This is a genomic window from Enterococcus songbeiensis (genome assembly GCF_005405265.1).
GTDB classification, from domain to species: domain Bacteria; phylum Bacillota; class Bacilli; order Lactobacillales; family Enterococcaceae; genus Enterococcus_C; species Enterococcus_C songbeiensis.
The window spans coordinates 187,525-205,654 of record NZ_BJDS01000003.1; the positions used below are offsets into that span (position 1 = coordinate 187,525).

The 18,130-nt window shown below is 35.2% G+C and carries 11 protein-coding genes and 1 pseudogene; 6 read left to right on the forward strand and 6 right to left on the reverse strand.

Annotated features, from left to right (window positions below):
* Window positions 1-106: 106 nt before the first annotated feature.
* Window positions 107-466 carry a Cd(II)-sensing metalloregulatory transcriptional repressor CadC gene (cadC, locus tag FFM66_RS02850; RefSeq protein WP_002406511.1) on the forward strand — a complete coding sequence of 120 codons (360 nt, stop codon included), beginning with the start codon at window positions 107-109 and terminating at the stop codon, window positions 464-466.
* Window positions 463-2,580 (forward strand): cadmium-translocating P-type ATPase CadA, encoded by a 2,118-nt coding sequence (gene cadA / locus FFM66_RS02855; RefSeq protein ID WP_070293505.1) that lies wholly within the window; start codon window positions 463-465, stop codon window positions 2,578-2,580. Before cadC ends, cadA begins: the two co-directional genes overlap by 4 nt.
* 220 nt (window positions 2,581-2,800) lie before the next feature.
* Here the strand turns inward: cadA and FFM66_RS02860 are convergent, their stop codons facing one another.
* Window positions 2,801-3,613 carry a helix-turn-helix domain-containing protein gene (locus FFM66_RS02860; protein ID WP_137604951.1) on the reverse strand — a complete coding sequence of 271 codons (813 nt, stop codon included), beginning with the start codon at window positions 3,611-3,613 and terminating at the stop codon, window positions 2,801-2,803.
* A gap of 161 nt (window positions 3,614-3,774) precedes the next feature.
* Between FFM66_RS02860 and FFM66_RS02865 the strand changes: the two genes are divergently transcribed.
* The 3 genes from FFM66_RS02865 (at window position 3,775) to FFM66_RS02875 (ending at window position 6,473) form a co-directional block, all read left to right on the forward strand.
* On the forward strand, window positions 3,775-5,031 hold the full coding sequence (locus FFM66_RS02865; protein WP_137604952.1) for a replication initiation factor domain-containing protein: 1,257 nt from the start codon (window positions 3,775-3,777) through the stop codon (window positions 5,029-5,031).
* An 89-nt stretch (window positions 5,032-5,120) separates the two neighbouring features.
* A complete protein-coding gene (locus FFM66_RS11445) occupies window positions 5,121-5,318 on the forward strand; it encodes a hypothetical protein (RefSeq protein ID WP_002372025.1) in 198 nt (65 codons plus the stop codon).
* A 105-nt stretch (window positions 5,319-5,423) separates the two neighbouring features.
* On the forward strand, window positions 5,424-6,473 hold the full coding sequence (locus FFM66_RS02875; protein ID WP_002406008.1) for a tyrosine-type recombinase/integrase: 1,050 nt from the start codon (window positions 5,424-5,426) through the stop codon (window positions 6,471-6,473).
* 270 nt (window positions 6,474-6,743) lie between these two features.
* On the opposite strand, the gene FFM66_RS02880 is transcribed toward FFM66_RS02875, so the two are convergent.
* The 4 genes from FFM66_RS02880 to FFM66_RS11450 form a co-directional block, all read right to left on the reverse strand.
* Window positions 6,744-9,356 (reverse strand): TrlF family AAA-like ATPase, encoded by a 2,613-nt coding sequence (locus FFM66_RS02880; RefSeq protein WP_137604953.1) that lies wholly within the window; start codon window positions 9,354-9,356, stop codon window positions 6,744-6,746.
* A 38-nt stretch (window positions 9,357-9,394) separates the two neighbouring features.
* The gene (locus FFM66_RS02885; protein WP_137604954.1) at window positions 9,395-12,112 is read right to left on the reverse strand and encodes a DEAD/DEAH box helicase family protein; all 2,718 of its coding nucleotides are present in this window, start codon (window positions 12,110-12,112) and stop codon (window positions 9,395-9,397) included.
* Window positions 12,113-12,114: 2 nt separating this feature from the next.
* A complete protein-coding gene (locus FFM66_RS02890; RefSeq protein ID WP_137604955.1) occupies window positions 12,115-14,184 on the reverse strand; it encodes a site-specific DNA-methyltransferase in 2,070 nt (689 codons plus the stop codon).
* A gap of 96 nt (window positions 14,185-14,280) precedes the next feature.
* Complete coding sequence (locus FFM66_RS11450; RefSeq protein ID WP_246038414.1) at window positions 14,281-14,631, reverse strand: Cro/Cl family transcriptional regulator; 351 nt, start codon at window positions 14,629-14,631, stop codon at window positions 14,281-14,283.
* A 582-nt stretch (window positions 14,632-15,213) separates the two neighbouring features.
* Here FFM66_RS11450 and FFM66_RS02900 point away from each other — a divergent pair.
* Window positions 15,214-16,125: pseudogene (locus tag FFM66_RS02900) on the forward strand (site-specific integrase); the annotation flags it as partial.
* Between the two features lie 713 nt (window positions 16,126-16,838).
* Here FFM66_RS02900 and FFM66_RS02905 read toward each other — a convergent pair.
* A complete protein-coding gene (locus tag FFM66_RS02905; RefSeq protein WP_171000781.1) occupies window positions 16,839-17,906 on the reverse strand; it encodes a Fic family protein in 1,068 nt (355 codons plus the stop codon).
* Between the last annotated feature and the right edge of the window lie 224 nt (window positions 17,907-18,130).

Below are 18,130 nucleotides of genomic sequence, written 5' to 3' on the forward strand. Positions count from 1 at the left end.
CATTCAATCTTTACTGTTCCCTGTATATTCAAATGATAACTTGAATATAATAATAATCTATGATACACTTCATTCAAATATCAATTAGAATAAAGGGGGGAGCTGTATGAAAAACGAAATTTGTGAAATCTCATGTGTTCATGAAGATAAAGTTTTACTAGGAAAAGAAAAGTTACAAACTGAAGATATTTCGAGCTTGAAAAGTGTCTTCAAAATTTTAGCTGATGAGAATCGCTTAAAAATTATCTACGCCCTAAGTTATGAGGATGAATTATGTGTATGTGATATCGCAGCAACTATTGAAGCAAGCGTGGCAACAACCTCACACCATTTATTATCATTGAAAAAGAATGGAATTGTGGTGAGTCGGAAAGTAGGGAAATTGGTTTATTACTCTATCAAGAATGATAAATTTGTCCAACTACTAAATTCCAAACTATATTTAGAAGATGAGGTGCTAGTATGAGTGAAAAAAAACAAGTCTATCGGGTTGAAGGATTGAGCTGTACGAATTGTGCGGCAAAATTCGAAAAAAATGTTTCTCAAATACCAAAAGTTACCGATGCAAAAGTAAATTTTGGTGCCGGAAAAATCTCTATCGAAGGCGAAGCGACTATTGCAGAAATTGAAGCTGCAGGAGCTTTTGAGAATCTGAAAGTTCAGTCCGAACATGATACAGAACCTCGCATTGAAACAAAAGAGCCTTTTGTGAAAAGAAACTGGAACCTATTGGTTTCACTGTTTTTAATTATTTTGGCATTAGTATCTCAAGTAGTTAACGGTGAAGATGCGCTATTAACAGAAGGATTATTTATACTAGCGATTATTATCGGCGGATTTAGTTTGTTTAAAGAAGGATTTTCAGACCTATTTAAATTGGATTTCTCAATGGAATCTCTTATGACAATTGCAATCATTGGTGCTGCAATTATTGGTGAATGGACTGAGGGCTCAATCGTTGTTATCTTATTTGCAATTAGCGAGGCTTTAGAACGATTTTCAATGGATAAAGCAAGACAATCAATACGTTCCCTAATGGATATTGCTCCGAAAGAAGCATTAATTAGAAGAAATAATGTTGAACAAATGATTAATGTTTCAAAAATCGAAGTAGGCGATATTATGATCATTAAGCCTGGACAAAAAATTGCTATGGATGGTCAAGTCATTAAAGGCCATTCCTCAGTGAATCAGGCTGCGATTACCGGTGAATCTGTCCCTATTGAAAAAAATATTAATGATGATATCTTTGCAGGAACGATTAATGAAGAAGGTGCACTTGAAGTCAAAGTAACAAAACATGTAAATGATACGACTATTGCAAAAATTATTCACTTGGTTGAAGAAGCACAGGGTGAACGAGCACCTGCTCAAGCATTTGTCGATAAATTTGCGAAATATTATACACCCACCATTATGGTGATTGCCGCATTAATCGTCATTGTTCCCCCATTATTTTTTAACGGAGATTGGAATACTTGGTTGTATCAAGGGCTCTCTTTATTAGTTGTTGGCTGTCCTTGTTCTTTAGTAATCTCAACACCTGTGTCTATCGTTTCAGCAATTGGAAACTCTGCTAAAAATGGTGTTTTGGTAAAAGGCGGTATTTATCTTGAAGAAATTGGTGGCCTCAAGGCCATTGCCTTTGACAAAACAGGAACATTAACTAAAGGAACACCAACGGTAACAGATTTCACTACAGTTGATTCAAAAGACGAAGAGAAATATTTCTCAATTATTACAGCATTAGAATCATATTCTCAACACCCTCTCGCGTCAGCAATCTTAAAAGAAGCTGATAATAGAGCGATTTCTTATAAATCAGTAGTTGTTGACGAGTTTACTTCAATTACTGGAAAAGGAATACAAGGAAACATTGAGGGAATTACCTATCTTGTAGGGAGTCCAAAGCTTTTTGAATCTATTTTAACAGATAACTCGAAGATTATTGAAACTTACCAAAGACTTCAGCAACAAAGAAAAACAGCGATGCTCTTAGGGACGGATAAACAAATTTTGGCAGTCATTGCGGTAGCTGATGAATTAAGAGAATCAAGTAAAGCAGTCATTGAAAAATTACATGATTTAGGAATCGAGCATACGATAATGCTGACTGGTGATAATGCTACAACTGCTCAGTCAATTGGAAAACAAACAGGTGTAACTGAAATAAAAGGCGATTTGATGCCTCAAGATAAATTAGATTATATTAAATCACTCAAGGAAACCTATGGAAAAGTTGCCATGGTTGGTGATGGTATTAATGACGCGCCAGCATTAGCTGCCTCAACAGTCGGTATCGCAATGGGTGGTGCTGGAACAGATACAGCTTTAGAAACAGCTGATGTTGCTTTAATGGGTGATGACTTACAGAAACTTCCCTTTATTGTTAAATTAAGTCGCCAAACATTGAGAATCATTAAGCAAAATATTACCTTCTCATTGGGAATCAAACTATTAGCATTATTACTTGTAGTTCCCGGCTGGTTAACATTGTGGATTGCTATCTTAGCTGATATGGGGGCAACTATATTAGTTACCTTGAACGGCTTACGACTGATGAAAGTTAAATCTAAATAGACAAGTAGTAGCATAAAAAGAGGAAAGACTAGCGACGGCAGCGCCGTATAAGCTAGTCTTTCCTCTTTTTAATGCTGTTGCAGGACGGCGTAGCCGGACGGCATGGGCAAGCCCCTCTTTCTAACAGGGGGCTAACAAAGAACAGGAAACTGTGACAACTACCCATTTGGGAGTGTCCTAGCAGTGTTTTCTTTGTCACATGCTTATCAATCTTGTCACCTTATTTTGATTGCGGATACGCTGCATTTAACAGGCGTTCTTTCTCGATTTCCATTGCGAATGGAAGATAGAGGTATTGTTCTTCTAATAGGTATAGATTATCTTCTGTGTATTGATAGGAGGCTGTTTCTTTTGAATAGACTAATGGGGCGATTCGAACATCGCCGGTCAATTGATTGATCGAGTATAGAAGGATGGCTTTTTCAACAAGTTTCTTGGGCAAATGTTTCCCAAAATAGGAATAGGATTCTTGATTTGCTAAATAGACGAGTAAGCGATCCATACTAAAGTTGGAGAAGGTAAAGGGCATTATGTGCAGAATATGATTTTGATTATCATGGTGTAAATAGAGTTGCGCTTCTTTACCAAAATTAGTTGAACCAAGGTAAAGTTGCTTTTTCTCATCGATACATTGGAAAGTAAACTGGTCTTGTTCGGTTGGTGGAATGAGGTTTGTAATAAAAAATTCAATCATCCGATCCATTTCTTTTTCACTAACAAGACCGGCTTGTTTCATTTCGTCTACTATCAGTCCTTCAATCTTAGGATCAAGCTTACCAGCCTTTTTTTGAAGCATTTCTAAAATGTATTGATTTTCTTGATCACCATACAAAAGATATTCGTTTGTGACATGACCCACCTCTGCAATTTGGTGAAGGGTTTCGGTTTTTGGAAGGTTAATTCCACGTTCCCAGTTATTGACTGTACTTCGTGGTAAATCACCAATTAGTTTGCCAAATTTCTCCATACTCAACTTTAACTCTTGGCGAATCTGCCGAATTCGATTGCCCACTGCTTGCTTGTCTATCTCCATGAAAAATCCTCCTCATGATAAGTTCTTAAATTCAGTATACGCTTGTACTTAAAAAAAGTCAAAATGTATTGACTTAAAATAAATACAGGCGTACAATCGATTTGTACTTAAAATAAGTCTGATGGTTCTTTGACAATTTAATAGCAGAAGGAGGTTTTTCTATGAACCAAGTCAATCAAAATGATCTCGGGGAAGCCATTCGAGTTTCTCGAGAAGAAAGGGGGTGGACCCAGCGATATTTAGCAGAAAAAGTGGGGATTTCGAGGTCGTTACTATCAAAGGTAGAAAAAGGAACGAGACGATTAAGTGCAGAAAAACTGAATCTTGTATTGGATAGTTTGCAAGAAGAGATTGTTCCAGTTAATCGTGTTTTGATTGATTATCTAACCATTCACTTTTTCTCGAATCAACATTTAAAGTTGATTGAAGAGATTATTGGCATGCCTATTGAACGCTTTGAGGAACTGGATTATGCGCCAAAGGGCTATATTGGGCAATATGTTTGGAATCAAGTAATCACGATTCGGTATTCCATTGATGATACGGTAAAAGGAACCGTAATGGAGTTTTCAGGTCAAGGCTGTAAACATCTTGCCATGCGTTTGAAGACCGCAAAATCAAACTGGCAAGAGTTCTTCCGTAAGGTATTAGATTATCAGGGAAACTTTACACGGATTGATTTTACTTTAGATGATTTTGTGGGGAGTCTCAGCATTCCAGAACTGAAGCGTAAGGTAACACTAGGCCATGTGTGGACCACTTTTCAAGTGAGTGAATCTCATGGCGGTACGGATATCATAAACAATGAATCAAATGGTGAGACCTTGTATTTAGGCTCAAAGAAGAGTCAGTGTCGCTTTTGCTTTTATCAGAAGGATTATGAACAACGAAAGCGACGAGGAATTTCTTTAGAAGAAGCAGAAGTAAAAAATCGCTTTGAACTACGGTATCGAAAAGAGAAAGCGCAAAGCTTGGCAAAGATTATTTCAAAAACCCATGATTTAACCAAACTATTCTTTGAGTTACTTAATGGGGCAATTTGTTTTTATGACCGTGCTCCAAATGATCCAGGTGCAAAAGTCGATGCCAAATGGGCAGCCTTTATTGGCAATCATGGCGCAATCACCATTTCTTTAGAAACAATTCCTCAAAGCTTTGAGAAAAGTATGAATTGGTTAATTCACAGCGTTTCTCCCACCCTCGCATTTATTCAAGAGGTAGATAATCATTTTGATTCAAATTTGATTAACAAGATTATTAGCTGTGGGGAACTTAGTTCAAGGCAGCAAAAAATATTAGAAAATTTGATTGCTGAGCCTGATTATTATCAGGAAGAAGTAGAATTTTATATCCAGTGTCTTCAAAATATGAAGGCAGAAAAAATACACAAAAAAAGCAAAGCACAGCTTACACATTAAAATGTATAAACGTACTCCGCCCTAGACAAGTTGAGTATAGCACATTTCCTTGTGTCAGCCAAAAAACATTTTTGGAAAGGAAATAAACTATGAAAAATACAATAACTACTTATGAATTGCCCTATCTACTTACTAGAGAACAAGCTTCTCATTTTTTAGGGATCGATCCAAAATCTTTTGATAAATTCGTTCGCGCAAACGATGAGTTAGAGCGTTTTATGATAGGAAGACAAGAACGATACACTGTCACTTCCCTCATTAATTTTATTAAGACGCACTCTATCTAGCTAAAATATCGTAGGATGGTTGATTAGATGCTTTTCGCCATGTAGAATGACGGTGTATTCAACTAGCATTTATCAACCATCTTTCAGTGAAAGGATTTGTTATAAATGCCTAGTATAATTAAACGTGGTAACTCATATAGAGCTCAGATCTCACTTTACAATCATGGTCAACATAAGAAATTGACAAAATCATTTAGCTCTAAAAAGGAAGCAACTCGTTGGGCTTTGGAAAATGAATTGGAGAAAGGAAATGGAAAACAATTAGCAGAGCGTACAACAACATTTGCTGACTTCTTTGAAAACTGGATTCATATCATAAAGAAAAACGATGTAAAAGAAACGACTTTTCAAAATTATCAAAGGACTTCTCAAGTGGTGAAGAAATTATTTGGCGATATACAGTTAAAGGATTTGAACGATATTGTAGTACAACGAAAAATAGATAAGTATGCAGAAACTCATTCTCGTAAAACCACTCATGAAGTACTATTGAAAATCAAAACGGCATTACGTGATGCTTATGCTCGTGGCTATCTTGCTACCGATTTTGCAAATTTAGTCAAAACACGAGGGAAAGTTTTAGATAAGAGAAACCGTGCACTTTCTATTACCGAATTAAAGAAACTGCGTACTTATGTCATTAATCATCGAGAAAATGAGTTTAACATTCTTGTACTCCTTGCCTTAGAAACTGGTATGAGACGCGGAGAGCTTTTAGGTATACGTCCCGAAGACCTCTTTGAATATGGTATCCATGTCAGACGTTCCCTTAGTCCAACTTCTGAAGATACCTCGTTAAAAACAAAAAATTCAAGACGAGATATTTCCATTAACCAAGAAGTCTACGATATTCTAAAATCTGTCCCGATTAAAGATAATGGATATTTTTTTGATCCTGACGGCTTTCAACAATCTGCTAAGCTCGCCAGATTACTGAAAAAACTAGATATTCCAAAAACTACCTTCCACGGCCTAAGAGATACTCATGCTTCTTTTCTATTTTCACAAGATATTGATATTGCCTATGTATCAAAACGCTTAGGTCATATCAATATTCAAACAACGCAGAACTATTATCTTGAATTGATGCCAGAAAAAAAGCACCAGCAAGATGCTGATGCTTTAAACCTCTTAAATTCTTTGTCAAATTTATAATTTGAACCAACTTGAACCAAAAAATTCTTGTAAACGTTGATACAATAAGGAATTGATTAACGTTTTGAGAATTGAGATGCTTTACGGGATTTTTTAAGACCTGGTTAGCCCAACCAATTTTTCAAACAGCCTCATGATGCTTTAATAGCAACGATTTAAAAAGAATGAAATACGAAAAGTTTTATTGACTTTCAATTTATTTGAAAACAATGGTGTCAATTTTTTATAACATACTGCGAGCCGAAACCAATATTACTAGAGTAGTTCAAATCAAGATAATTCGTACTTCTCTTCACGTTTCTTAAATGCTTCATTTCCGCCTTCCAAAAGCTCAACTACATGTTCACGGATTCCTCTTTTACTTAAAAAGTCTATCGCATCGTCATTATTTAATGAATTTTCTAGAGGTCCATTTAAATAATCAAACTGAATTTGATTGGCATTAGGATAAAGTTCAGAATGTTGGTTGGCAACAATCACATTTTCAGAATCAGCTCCAACTACAACGTTAGGATTGTGTGTAACTAGTATAATCTGACGATCTCTTTTTTTTGACTTCAAATATTTGGTTAGTTCTACATAAATCGCCCTATTATCAAGGCTATCTTCAGGTTGATCAATGATTACTGGCTTCTCATCTTTGCTAAACTCCAATATTAACGTTAGTATGACAAAAGCCTTCTTTCCTTGTGACATTTGTAAGAAGTTATCCCCGTCATACTTTAGAGTATAGTTCCGACTATACCATTGTCTTTCCAGTATATCCTTGATTAAGTCATTCTGCGTTTTTCCTTGATTATAACTCAAGTCTAAGTTATCGAAAATAGATTTTATTTTACTATCAGAGTTCGCATCAAACGCTTCAATGAATGAATTATTTATACTGTTTCTTCCGTGCAGGTAACCAATTTGTGATTCAAAAGTTATAGGCACAAAGTTCAATTCTATTTCAACCTGATTTGCTTGTACTTTAAATTCCTTTTCTAATTTTTCTCGAAGCCTTTTATAATTATTATACTGTGTAAGTATTTCTTCTTTTTTCTGAATAATTTTCAAATTTAACTTATCTGTTTCTTCTGAAAACATATTGAACTTAGCTAACTTGGCTTCCTCAACCTCAACCTGTTTTGTTAAACTTCTTAGTGTTTCATTAGTTGCAATATTTGCTAGCCCTTTTTTGTATTCACCAGAGGATTCCACGTTTTTTATTTCAATGTTCTGAGTTTCTATTAATCCCTGTTGTTCTTTCTGAAGTTGTAATAATTTAGTTTGCCATGCTAAATTTAATTGTTCTTGTTGATTCAAGATAAAATCCTGCAATTGCTTAGTTAAATCATCTGACAAATCATTAACGTTGATATTTATCTCAACGCTCTCTTGACTTATCTTTTCTAAAACCCTTGAATCCGATTCGGCTTTCTTTTTGCACTCCGTAGCTATCTTTAGCTTATTTCGCTCTGTTTCAAAGGCAAAATTATCCTGATCAGAAAAACTACTGCTTTTTTGCTGTTCTGAAATTAAGGTTTTTAACTTTTGGATTTCTGCCTCTATCCCCTTCTTATCTCCCTCTGGCGAAATCAATGAAGATAATTCATAGTCTAGCCCTTGCCATTCTCGAATTAGATTGCCAACTTTATTTTGAATTGATTGAACATCTTCATCGAACTCAACAATCATCTGATAATTTTCATCATCTGCTTTTACAGTTTCTTCTATCAATTCGTTACGTAATTCATCATTTTCAGCAATACGTATCATGTGATCTTGAGGCAAAAATTCAACATCTCGTAAATTTTCTTCACCTTTATTCTCTTGACCATCTTTCCAAACAACACAAGTATTGCATGTATCTTTAAAAGTAAACATTCCTGAACCAATATTTTCATTCCGTCCCTGAAAATTAGGATTACCTAAAGTTTTAGCTATAGAATTAGTTAACGTTGATTTTCCATTTGACCTACCGCCAATTACTGTATTTAGATTAGGATTAAAATACACCGTTCTCTTCTTAAATAAGCCATCTTGGCCTTTTTGTTCAAAAATAACTTTATCAATTATCTGATAGTCTTTCTTTATGTCTGGATAATCTTTATTCAATGATATTCGGTCTTCAGGTTCAAAAACAATTTGTTTTAAACCATTAAAAGTCAAATCACCCTTTATCCATGAATATTTTAATCCAATATTTTCCAAATTGTGCGCATCTGATCCTTGTAATAACGGTCTTCTATAGGAACAATCTTCCAACCAAAATTTTCTATCACCTATTATGTTATCTCGACTATCAGAAGAGTTTAATACAAAATCTGACTTTCGGGTTATTGTTTCATAATTTGAGCCAGATCTTCCTTTCGTTGTTGCACTACCATGCCCTCTTGATAAAAAACCAAGTAAATATTTACCTTGTAATCCTGAACTTTCTTTTTCTAATTCTTGAATGAGACTATTAAAATGTACAACAGCAGAATTATTGATTTCATCTTTAGATAGCTGACTTAATTTCTTTGATCCACAACCAACTTCAGCTTCCACATTTGCCAAAAAGGTTTTAATAGTGTCATCATCTACTTCATCATCAAAAACGATATGGTAATCATAATTTTGGTCGCTGTTATTGAAATGGCTCAGTCTTATTTCCAGATTTAAGAACGTTTTAACCCCTAATTCATTTAACTTTTTTTTCAGTATGAAGTCTTCATCACAAAACTTAAAGTAATTGGTTAATCCAATTGCTTTAAGACCACTATTAACTACTGCATCTACAAAAGTCTGTTCAACAATACTCCCAGTATTGTCATGGTCAAAATCGTTATTTAAATACGTATAGCAAGAATGCAGATGTAAATCCCACTTATTCCAGGTTGAACCATAATTATCGGTCATTCTTTTTCCCTTCCCATATCGAATTTTTTAAAACCTTCCTAAATCGACAATCCTTCAAATTCTTTACCCAGTGCCACTTGTGCCAACTGTTTCATCGTGCTTCTACCATCATTTATGGTATAGAATTTTAAACCTTTAATTTTTACATCATCTACTTCATCTTCAAAAACAAGCTTACCCTCATTTTCGTTGATATATTGCAACAGATCTTCTTTCCATTGTTCACGTTCCAATAAGTTACCACCTTTTGGCTCAATGAAGACTTGCATGAAATATTCCGCATTTTGCAGATATAAGATAAAATCAGGTTGGAATCCTTCTAAATGAACAACTTGTGGATGTGCTTCAAATTGATGTAGTTTTAACACTTCATTTTTAGCGGATTCACGGTGCATATTTTCATCCATTCGAATCAGATAAACATCATCATATTGTTCCCGTAATTCTCCAACACGTTCAAGAATTCGATCAACTAATTGCTTTTCTGTCATGTTGATAATTGCCGAATCATAGACAAAAGAAGCATCATCAATTACATAACGGTCAACAGTCTGCGGTTTGCCATCTAACACCATTTTGCCAGTATCGTAATTGGGTTTTCGCTTACGATAATCAGAAATATATTCCTTAATCGGATAACCAATAAAGTTGTTTGTGCCCTTCGCTTTGTTATACCCACTTTTGATTTTCAGCGCGACTTCTTGTAAATACAATTCCAATATTTCCAGTTTTTCATCTGCTGTTAAGTCTTTTCGCATAAAAGTCATTGGTACGGTCGCATACAATGTTCTCCCTTTCATGTTCAACCATTTATCACCATAAAATTCTTCTCTTGATTTCAAGTTAGGAAGGAATTTTTTCAAGTTATCAAAGTGGAAAAAGCTTAATCGATTCATTGCTTTGTTCAAAAAACGTTCATCAAGTTGAACAGGAATTTGATGCGTATCTGTATAATCTTCTTGCACGATATTATCCTTATACCCAACTTCCTGTGAAGCAAATCGCCATTTTACGACAATATCATTTTGATTATCTACACCATATTTATCTAGTCCATCATAGTAAGAATCACTCACTTCAATCGTTTGATTGTAATAAACTTTCCCATTCTTCCATACATTCGTCCGCTTAAATGATGGCTTTACTAAAACATCAAGTAACGGATTTTTTGTATCTTCACCAGATGGTAAATTCATTTCATCCAACGCTTCAACTAAATTCTTCAAATACTGGGGCTCGTTAATCGTATGATAGTGAAGAGTTTCTAAAACTAAACTAGGTGTCGCATTCACGTTTTCATCAAACCGACGCTGATAACTTCTTTCACCATCTAATATGAACGGATTGTATCTTGCCCCCCGCCCGATTAACTGTGCTTCTGCCATTGTTGTTTTTTTATCGCCTTTTGTATTTTGAAAATTACTGATACGAACAATATCATATAAATTCAAAACATCCCAGCCTTCTGTTAATTTCGCCACCGCAAACACAACACGATACAAATTAGCAGGACTTTCCAATGTGTTCAGCACTTCATATTGTCCTTTTTCCAACATTCCAGCTCCACGATCGCTATCGTTGGCATTAATGATACGATTAGATGAAAATTCCCGTTTAATCTCTCTGACAATTTGTAGAAGAACTTCATCATTTTTCCGATAATAGTCAAAAGCAATAGATAGTGTTTCACTTTCATCTTCTGACTTCAATGCTTTTTGTCTTGTCAGAAACCCTCGTACAGTTTCAGGTGTTAAACTTTGAATCAGTCCATTGAATTTTCGATTGGCTTCATCTGATGCATCAATTCTTTGAGATTTGAACATAATAACCGGTTTGATTTGCGTGTGATACAATTCCAACGCATAGCGACGACGAAATTCACTAAGTAGGACAACACTTAGCATATTTTCTTCATCAGAGTTTCCAGATTGAATTCGTTTGACGTTTTTTGAGTACCGATCCAAGATAAATTGATCTAATGCGTAACGGTACAACACTTTATCTTTATACTTTTCATAGATATTTTTGTTTTCAAGGTCAATTGTTGCAGTAAACTCTAATAGTCTATTATCCTCTCGTGCGTTTAGGATAATATTGATAGCTTTTTCCCATGACTGCTCAAGTTCCTTTTCTGACTTAGAAGAAGCAGAATAATGGTGCGCCTCATCGCCTAAAATTGTCACCTTATATCGTGCATAATCATCTTTTCCCATTGAGTTTTCACTTTGTGTAAAAATATCTGTCGCAACCATTTGAACAGAAGACAATTTGATGTAGATGGTATTTTTACTTTGTACTCTTGGAAAAGTTTTCACCCGTTCAACTTTAATTCGTTCACCATCAATTTCGATTGTTTCCTGATAAAGGTATTTAGGTGACTGTGGGTTGGTTAAATTATCAATTGTCTTGTTTAAAACACTGTTCGTATTCACGATAAACAAAAAATTTTGATACCCTAGTTCTTGGTACATATACAAAATTAAACCAGCCATGACATCTGTTTTTCCACTACCAGTCGCCATGTTAAATAGCACATGTTTCATATCTCTATATTTAAACGTTTCCGATGCTTGCGAATAATGAAAATATCGCAAAGCATCTGATTGATAACTACGAAATTTATGAACCATATTTTGTTCAAGATAAACAGGTGTTTCCCAGCCCGATTCACTATTCATAAAACTTTTATCTAATGTTTTTAACTCATCTAATAGCGGAAGTGGCAATTTCTTTTTGACGGCTTTTTTCTTTGCCATTTTTATTCACCTCTATCCGCATAAAAAATTTTGTTGAATTCATAATCACTATCAGAAATCAAATCCCGTACGTTTTTATCATCGATTTCCGAATAATTATAATAAAGTTGGTTCTTGTCAATCACTTTAATCAAAATTCGTTTTTGATCGTCGATAGCTTGTTGCCACAAATCATCTTTTTGGATTTCTTCTAAATCCACACGAAAATCAAAATCAGCTGTTTCCATCATTTGTTTAAAGATAGCTTGTAATTCCGTCATGTCTTTTGCATTGACAATCTCTTTGATGAATCCAGTATTTTTCTCCATTAGTTCAAGTGAGATAAACGATCCTCCGCCGTGCCAATTAACATCTCTTGAAATACCACTTTGATCACCTCTCAGAACATTTTGAAGTCTTTCAAGTGATTTAGTCCACTGTTCATCTATTTGCTCCATACCAACAAAATTCCGGTTCATCTTTAATGCCGTTGCTTGTGTAGAAGCCGATCCCATAAAGAAGTCTAATACTAAATCACCTTCTTGGGTTGTCATTTCAATAATATTACCAAGTAATCTTTCTGGCTTTTTACCGTTAGGAAATTCAACCTGACCTTCTTTGTTCACATTTTTCGTTTCACCAACATAATTCCAAAAAGTACCCAACTTTTCTTTTTTATATAAAATTCCATCTATGTCTTCAGTAACATCTTTTAACCATGCAAACAAGCGAAAATTATCACCTTTGTAGAATTGCTCATATAAGAGACCTTTATTTCGTCCCGTTCTTGGAATATATTCTATAGAAACTAAGTTGTTGGGTTCCATCTCCAATTCTCTATACTTCTCCATAACTCTTGGTCTAATCGAACTTTGTGGCATTGCCGTTTGAAAAGCTAATTTTCCGTATCTATTGTATGCTTCTGATTCTGAAATGTTTTCTTCCCGCATAAGCTGAGAAATTGATTTAACTATGAAATTAGTACGTTTGAAAATTTTTATTTCATCACCTGACCCATCCAAAGTGTTCCCTATATAAGTTTTGTCGCCAGCATCAACGAGCACACTTGTATATTTCCAACTAACTCCAGAATTTCTCATTTCTTCAACCAATTGGCCAACTTCCTTGTAATCATAAACGTTATTAAAGATATTAGCTTGCTCATATTGCTTTGCGTAGATCGTTAAAAATTCAACATTTTTTTTCAATCGTTTATCTTCGCCACCACCCGAGGCTCCAGCAATATTCTTAAATAGAACCGACACTGTATTAACATAATTTTCTCTGCCAAACAAAGAATCCATCAGTACTTTTAGATAACTTTGCTCAGTGTCATCAGTTTGTATAACAATGTATCCTGTATCAGACAATAACTCATGTGCTATTTCAAGTCTATTCTTCATAAAGGTAAGCCATGCACCGTGATTGAATCTATCGTTATAATCGAAGCTGTCGTTTCCTGTATTATATGGTGGATCTAAGTAAATCAATTGAATCTTACCAGTATATAGTTCTTTGATTGTGTGAAGGGCTAACAAATTATTCCCTTTTATAATCAGATTATCTTCATTAAAAGTTTTAACTTCTTCCACACCCTCTTTTGTATATCGCTTTGCATTTACCAAAATTTTCTTATCCAGTAGAGTATCAATTTCATCACGTGCAATGACTTCATTTAAAAAAGGTTCATCCGGTTTCAGGCCGTCTCGATCAGTATCTTCCTTAGACATACTCGCTTTCAAAATGGTGTCTTTGTATGGAAAATCCAGTACGACTTCACTTGTTTCATCCAAAAATTTTTCGTTTATAGTCAACCCAATTTTCTTAGAATATTTTGTATAAGAATTTTGCCAGTATTCATCTTGTTCGAACACATCAATTAAATCATTCACTTTGATGACTGTTGAGCCAACAATTTCCATCGTAAACCGTTCTTTTAGTTCATCGTTTAATAATAGTTCTTTTACTAAATCAGCATCGTAACTATCTAAGTCACGAATCACTTTGCTTTTATTGACAACACCATCAATAAAATATCTGTTGTCGAACTTTTCTAATACAGTTCGTATCTCTTGATTCAGCTTTGTTTCCATAACTACCTCCAAAATCTGACATTTTACCACTCAGAAAAATTATACCTCAAAAGTATTGAAAAATTCAGAAAATCAAAATTTTCTGTTTGAGATTATTCACTCTTCAAACCAATCTGCTAATTCATCTACAAAAACTTCACTATACAACTTAATCAACACTGGACATAGTATCTGAATTACTCTGATCAACTCTTCTCCACCAAACATTCCTGTAAAAGATTTATTCGTCAGCTCTTGAGATAAAGTGTTGATTAACTGACTCGTTTCTTGGTCATTGGCAAGTGTATTAATCAATTTACCAACCAGATAGTGGCCATCAAAAATACGATCAGTAAAGAAATCAAATTTAGCAACATCTTCCTTCACCAATTTCTTCAGCGTTTCTTTGTCACTATAATCAAACTCCCCTGATGCATCCATATATTCTAAAATATTTGTGGTAATCACGGCGCTAGCTTCCACCTTTTTCATTTCCGATAATTCGCTTGAAAATGGTAATTGATCAATCTCAACGCCTATTAGTTTTTGGACCTCTTCTTTAATTACATCTTGCTGCAACTCATAGAAATAATCATCAATAAATTCCTCACGTAGATATCCGACTTTATTTTCCCAATCTGAATTTTTAAATTCACCAGTATAAAATTCTTCTTAATCGTAAATAGTCTGCGATATAGCTTTCAATATCTCCAAAATAAAATCGGTCCATAGATTTCCCACTAATACTAGATAATTGGTTAATCACACTTTCAGGAACTAGTGCATATCCTTGAACATACGATCTGATTGTTAGTCTCTTTATCCCCAAGCGATTACCCAACTCCGCAAAGGACAGATTCATACTCTTTTTGATCTCCTTGATTCGTTGCTCACCTTCACTTTATCAGGATGTAATAAACCAAACATAGATTGCTTCCTCCTTGTCATTTTTACCCATTATATCAATCATATAAACAAAAAAGGTGGCCTATTATGCCAATTAAAATCAATGATCTCACCTTACCAAAAGAAAAATTCGAAAAAGGATATCAAGTCGTCAATGTCACTCACTGGCAAAAGGCTGCCGAATACGCAAACTTCAAAATACTACGTAGCTACGTTAATTCTATTTTTGATTGGGCAGAAGAGCTTGAATACATTGAACGGAATAAACTAGAAAAATCGCTCAAACGGATCAACGCTACTAAGAAAAACCAATTACAAGAAGCAAAAAAAGAAGAAGATTTATATCTCTCCTTTGAACAACTTCAAGAGTGGTTAACTGCTGTCCAAAGCGATTATGAAAGTGGACAACTGACTTTACAAGACTATGTATTATTTCTGACTACCTTCTTTTTATCTGATCGCAAATCAGAAACTTACGCCATCAAATGGAAGAACGTGAATTTCACTACCTCCCAGATTACGATTGGCAAAGCCTTAGATAAATTCGGCAATGAAAAAAGCACAAAAGGGAATAAAACGACAATTTTCCATATTCCAAATGAACTAAAGCAATTACTTCAACAGTGGAAAGTCCAACAAAAAGAAGAACTAGCTCAATTTGAAATCGAACAAACCGAAGAGCAGCTACTCTTTACCTTCTTTGATGATAAAGGGAATATCAATCAAAGACTTCATACAGATTATTTGAACTACCGTATGAAATCCATTGAGCGACGACATAAGCACCTTACCCATGCGACTCCACACAAGTTACGGCATACTGGGGCAACTTTAGCCAAACAAGCTGGTGTCGCTCTAGAACAGATTTCTGAAGCATTGACTCACAGCGATACCAACATCACAAGAACTTATGTAAATACACCAAATGTGATTCAAATGCCTATTGGTGAAATTGCCTATCGTAAATTGTCTCAAAAAGAGCCAGACCGGAATGGTGTCAACAATGGTGTCAACTCAAAAAAAGACGCTTCGCAAAGTGAATTGCGAAACGCCTGAAAGCACTGATATGAAGCCGTTTTATTAACGTTTAGAAAATTGTGAAGCTTTACGAGCTTTCTTAAGACCTGGTTGGCAGTTCAACTGTGTTATTTTAAATCAATGAATATCAAAAATGCTGATTTATCAGTATTTTTCGCCTCAAGATTTGTACTGGATTTCAGTCGATTTTAGGCACTCGTAACCACGATTCGTAACCAATTTTGAACGTAAGACAATTTGGTTACGACAAATTCAGAGCATATCAGTATCTACTACACTTCTTTTTTATCTTTCCATTGAAGAAACTGCATGGTAAACCCATGTGGTCTTTTTAACGTTGCAAAGTCAAAGATAAAAGAACAAATCCTCCAAATGTTAGGCGCTCTTTGCGGAGGGGTTCGCCTCAAGCGAATTCCCCTTCGTAAAGAGTTCGCCTTGAACACGAGTGGGCGCTAGCCCGCGAGTGTTGTTTCACCCCCCCTATCTAACAGGGGGGTACAAAAACACGAAAAACAATCGAAAAACTACGTACAAACACTGTTATACCAAGGAAATAAGCACTTATTGACAAGTGTAAACTAATTTAAAAAAGTTCACACTTTGTTTTCACTGGTTTTAGCGAGTTTCAAATAGTGTATTGAGCTAATATTTTTAGTTATGCAAGTTTCAATTAGCCTCATTGAATTTTAAACTACCGATTTTGTGCTTCTATTAATGGCCCGTGAATCGTATTACGATTTGAATTCATTTATTAGCTGATACTTAGTCGAACGGCCTTGCCCGACTTTTTGAATCTTATTCTCTGTTTGTAGCCCAGCCAAGGCCCGTTCTATCGTTCGCTGGCTAATATCCGGCAACAAGTTCTCCATGTCAGCTCTGCTTAGAGGTTCAAAAGACTTCTCTAGTTCTTCTACTACCCGCTCTGCTGGTGTTAGCTCCTGATTGATAATAATCTCGAAACGCTCTGAGAAGTTTTCATAGGCTCGCAAAATGATTCCCACAAGATAGCGAACAAACGGCGTATAGTCTTGTTCATTTTCCAACCATCCCACAGAACTCGCCTGTAACGCTTCATAGTAAGTTTGCTTCGATTCTTCAATCAGCATCTCAATACTGGTGTACTTGCCGACTAAATAGCCCGACTTGTACAGCAACAGCAATGTCAATAAACGAGACATCCGCCCATTTCCATCACTAAATGGATGAATTGAGAGAAAGTCTAAAACAAAGCAAGGAATCAGCAGTAAGGGATCAATCTCAGCCTTCTGAATGGCTTGATTGTATTGGTAGCACAGCTCATCAATTAAATCAGGTGTCAAATATGCAGGCGCTGGTACAAACCGAACTCGCTCGTTACCATCTAAATCTTTTTCCGTAATAACATTATCGCCACTTTTAAACTTACCTTTGTAACTTTTAGCCGAGTAATTATATAGATTTTTGTGTAACGTTAAAATATCGTTGGGCACGACGCGAATATACTCGTAACTATCATGAATCAGTTTCAACACATCTCGATAACCGGCAATTTCTTCTTCATCCCGATTACGAGGTTTTACTTTTTCCGCTACGATTTGCTTCAAGCGGCCATCTGTTGTTGCAATTCCTTCAATTTTGTTGGAAGCCTCTGTACTTTGAATCAAAGCCAAGTCTGTCAGTTTGCCTAAAATCTCTGGTTTTGTGGCAATATACAGTTCTTGTTTCCCCTTATAATCATGAATCTTGGTCAGCATATTTAGCAAATCATGACTAAGAGAGAGCTTTTTCAACTCATGATAATCAAATTCTTTCACCGCCATTCACCTCTTTTCTCCGCCATTTTATCTTATTTGGCGGAGAAAAACAAATAATGGCGGAGAAAACTATATTTCATCATCACATTAGTTTTACTATTCAAATACAAAAAGCCCTAAAAGTATTTCACAAATTCAATTCAAATAAACTAAGTTTTAGTGAGCTTCGATAATCCAATTTCTTTTAACTGGTAGATTTTTTAGGAAAAAGAGTAAATTCTACGTAAGAG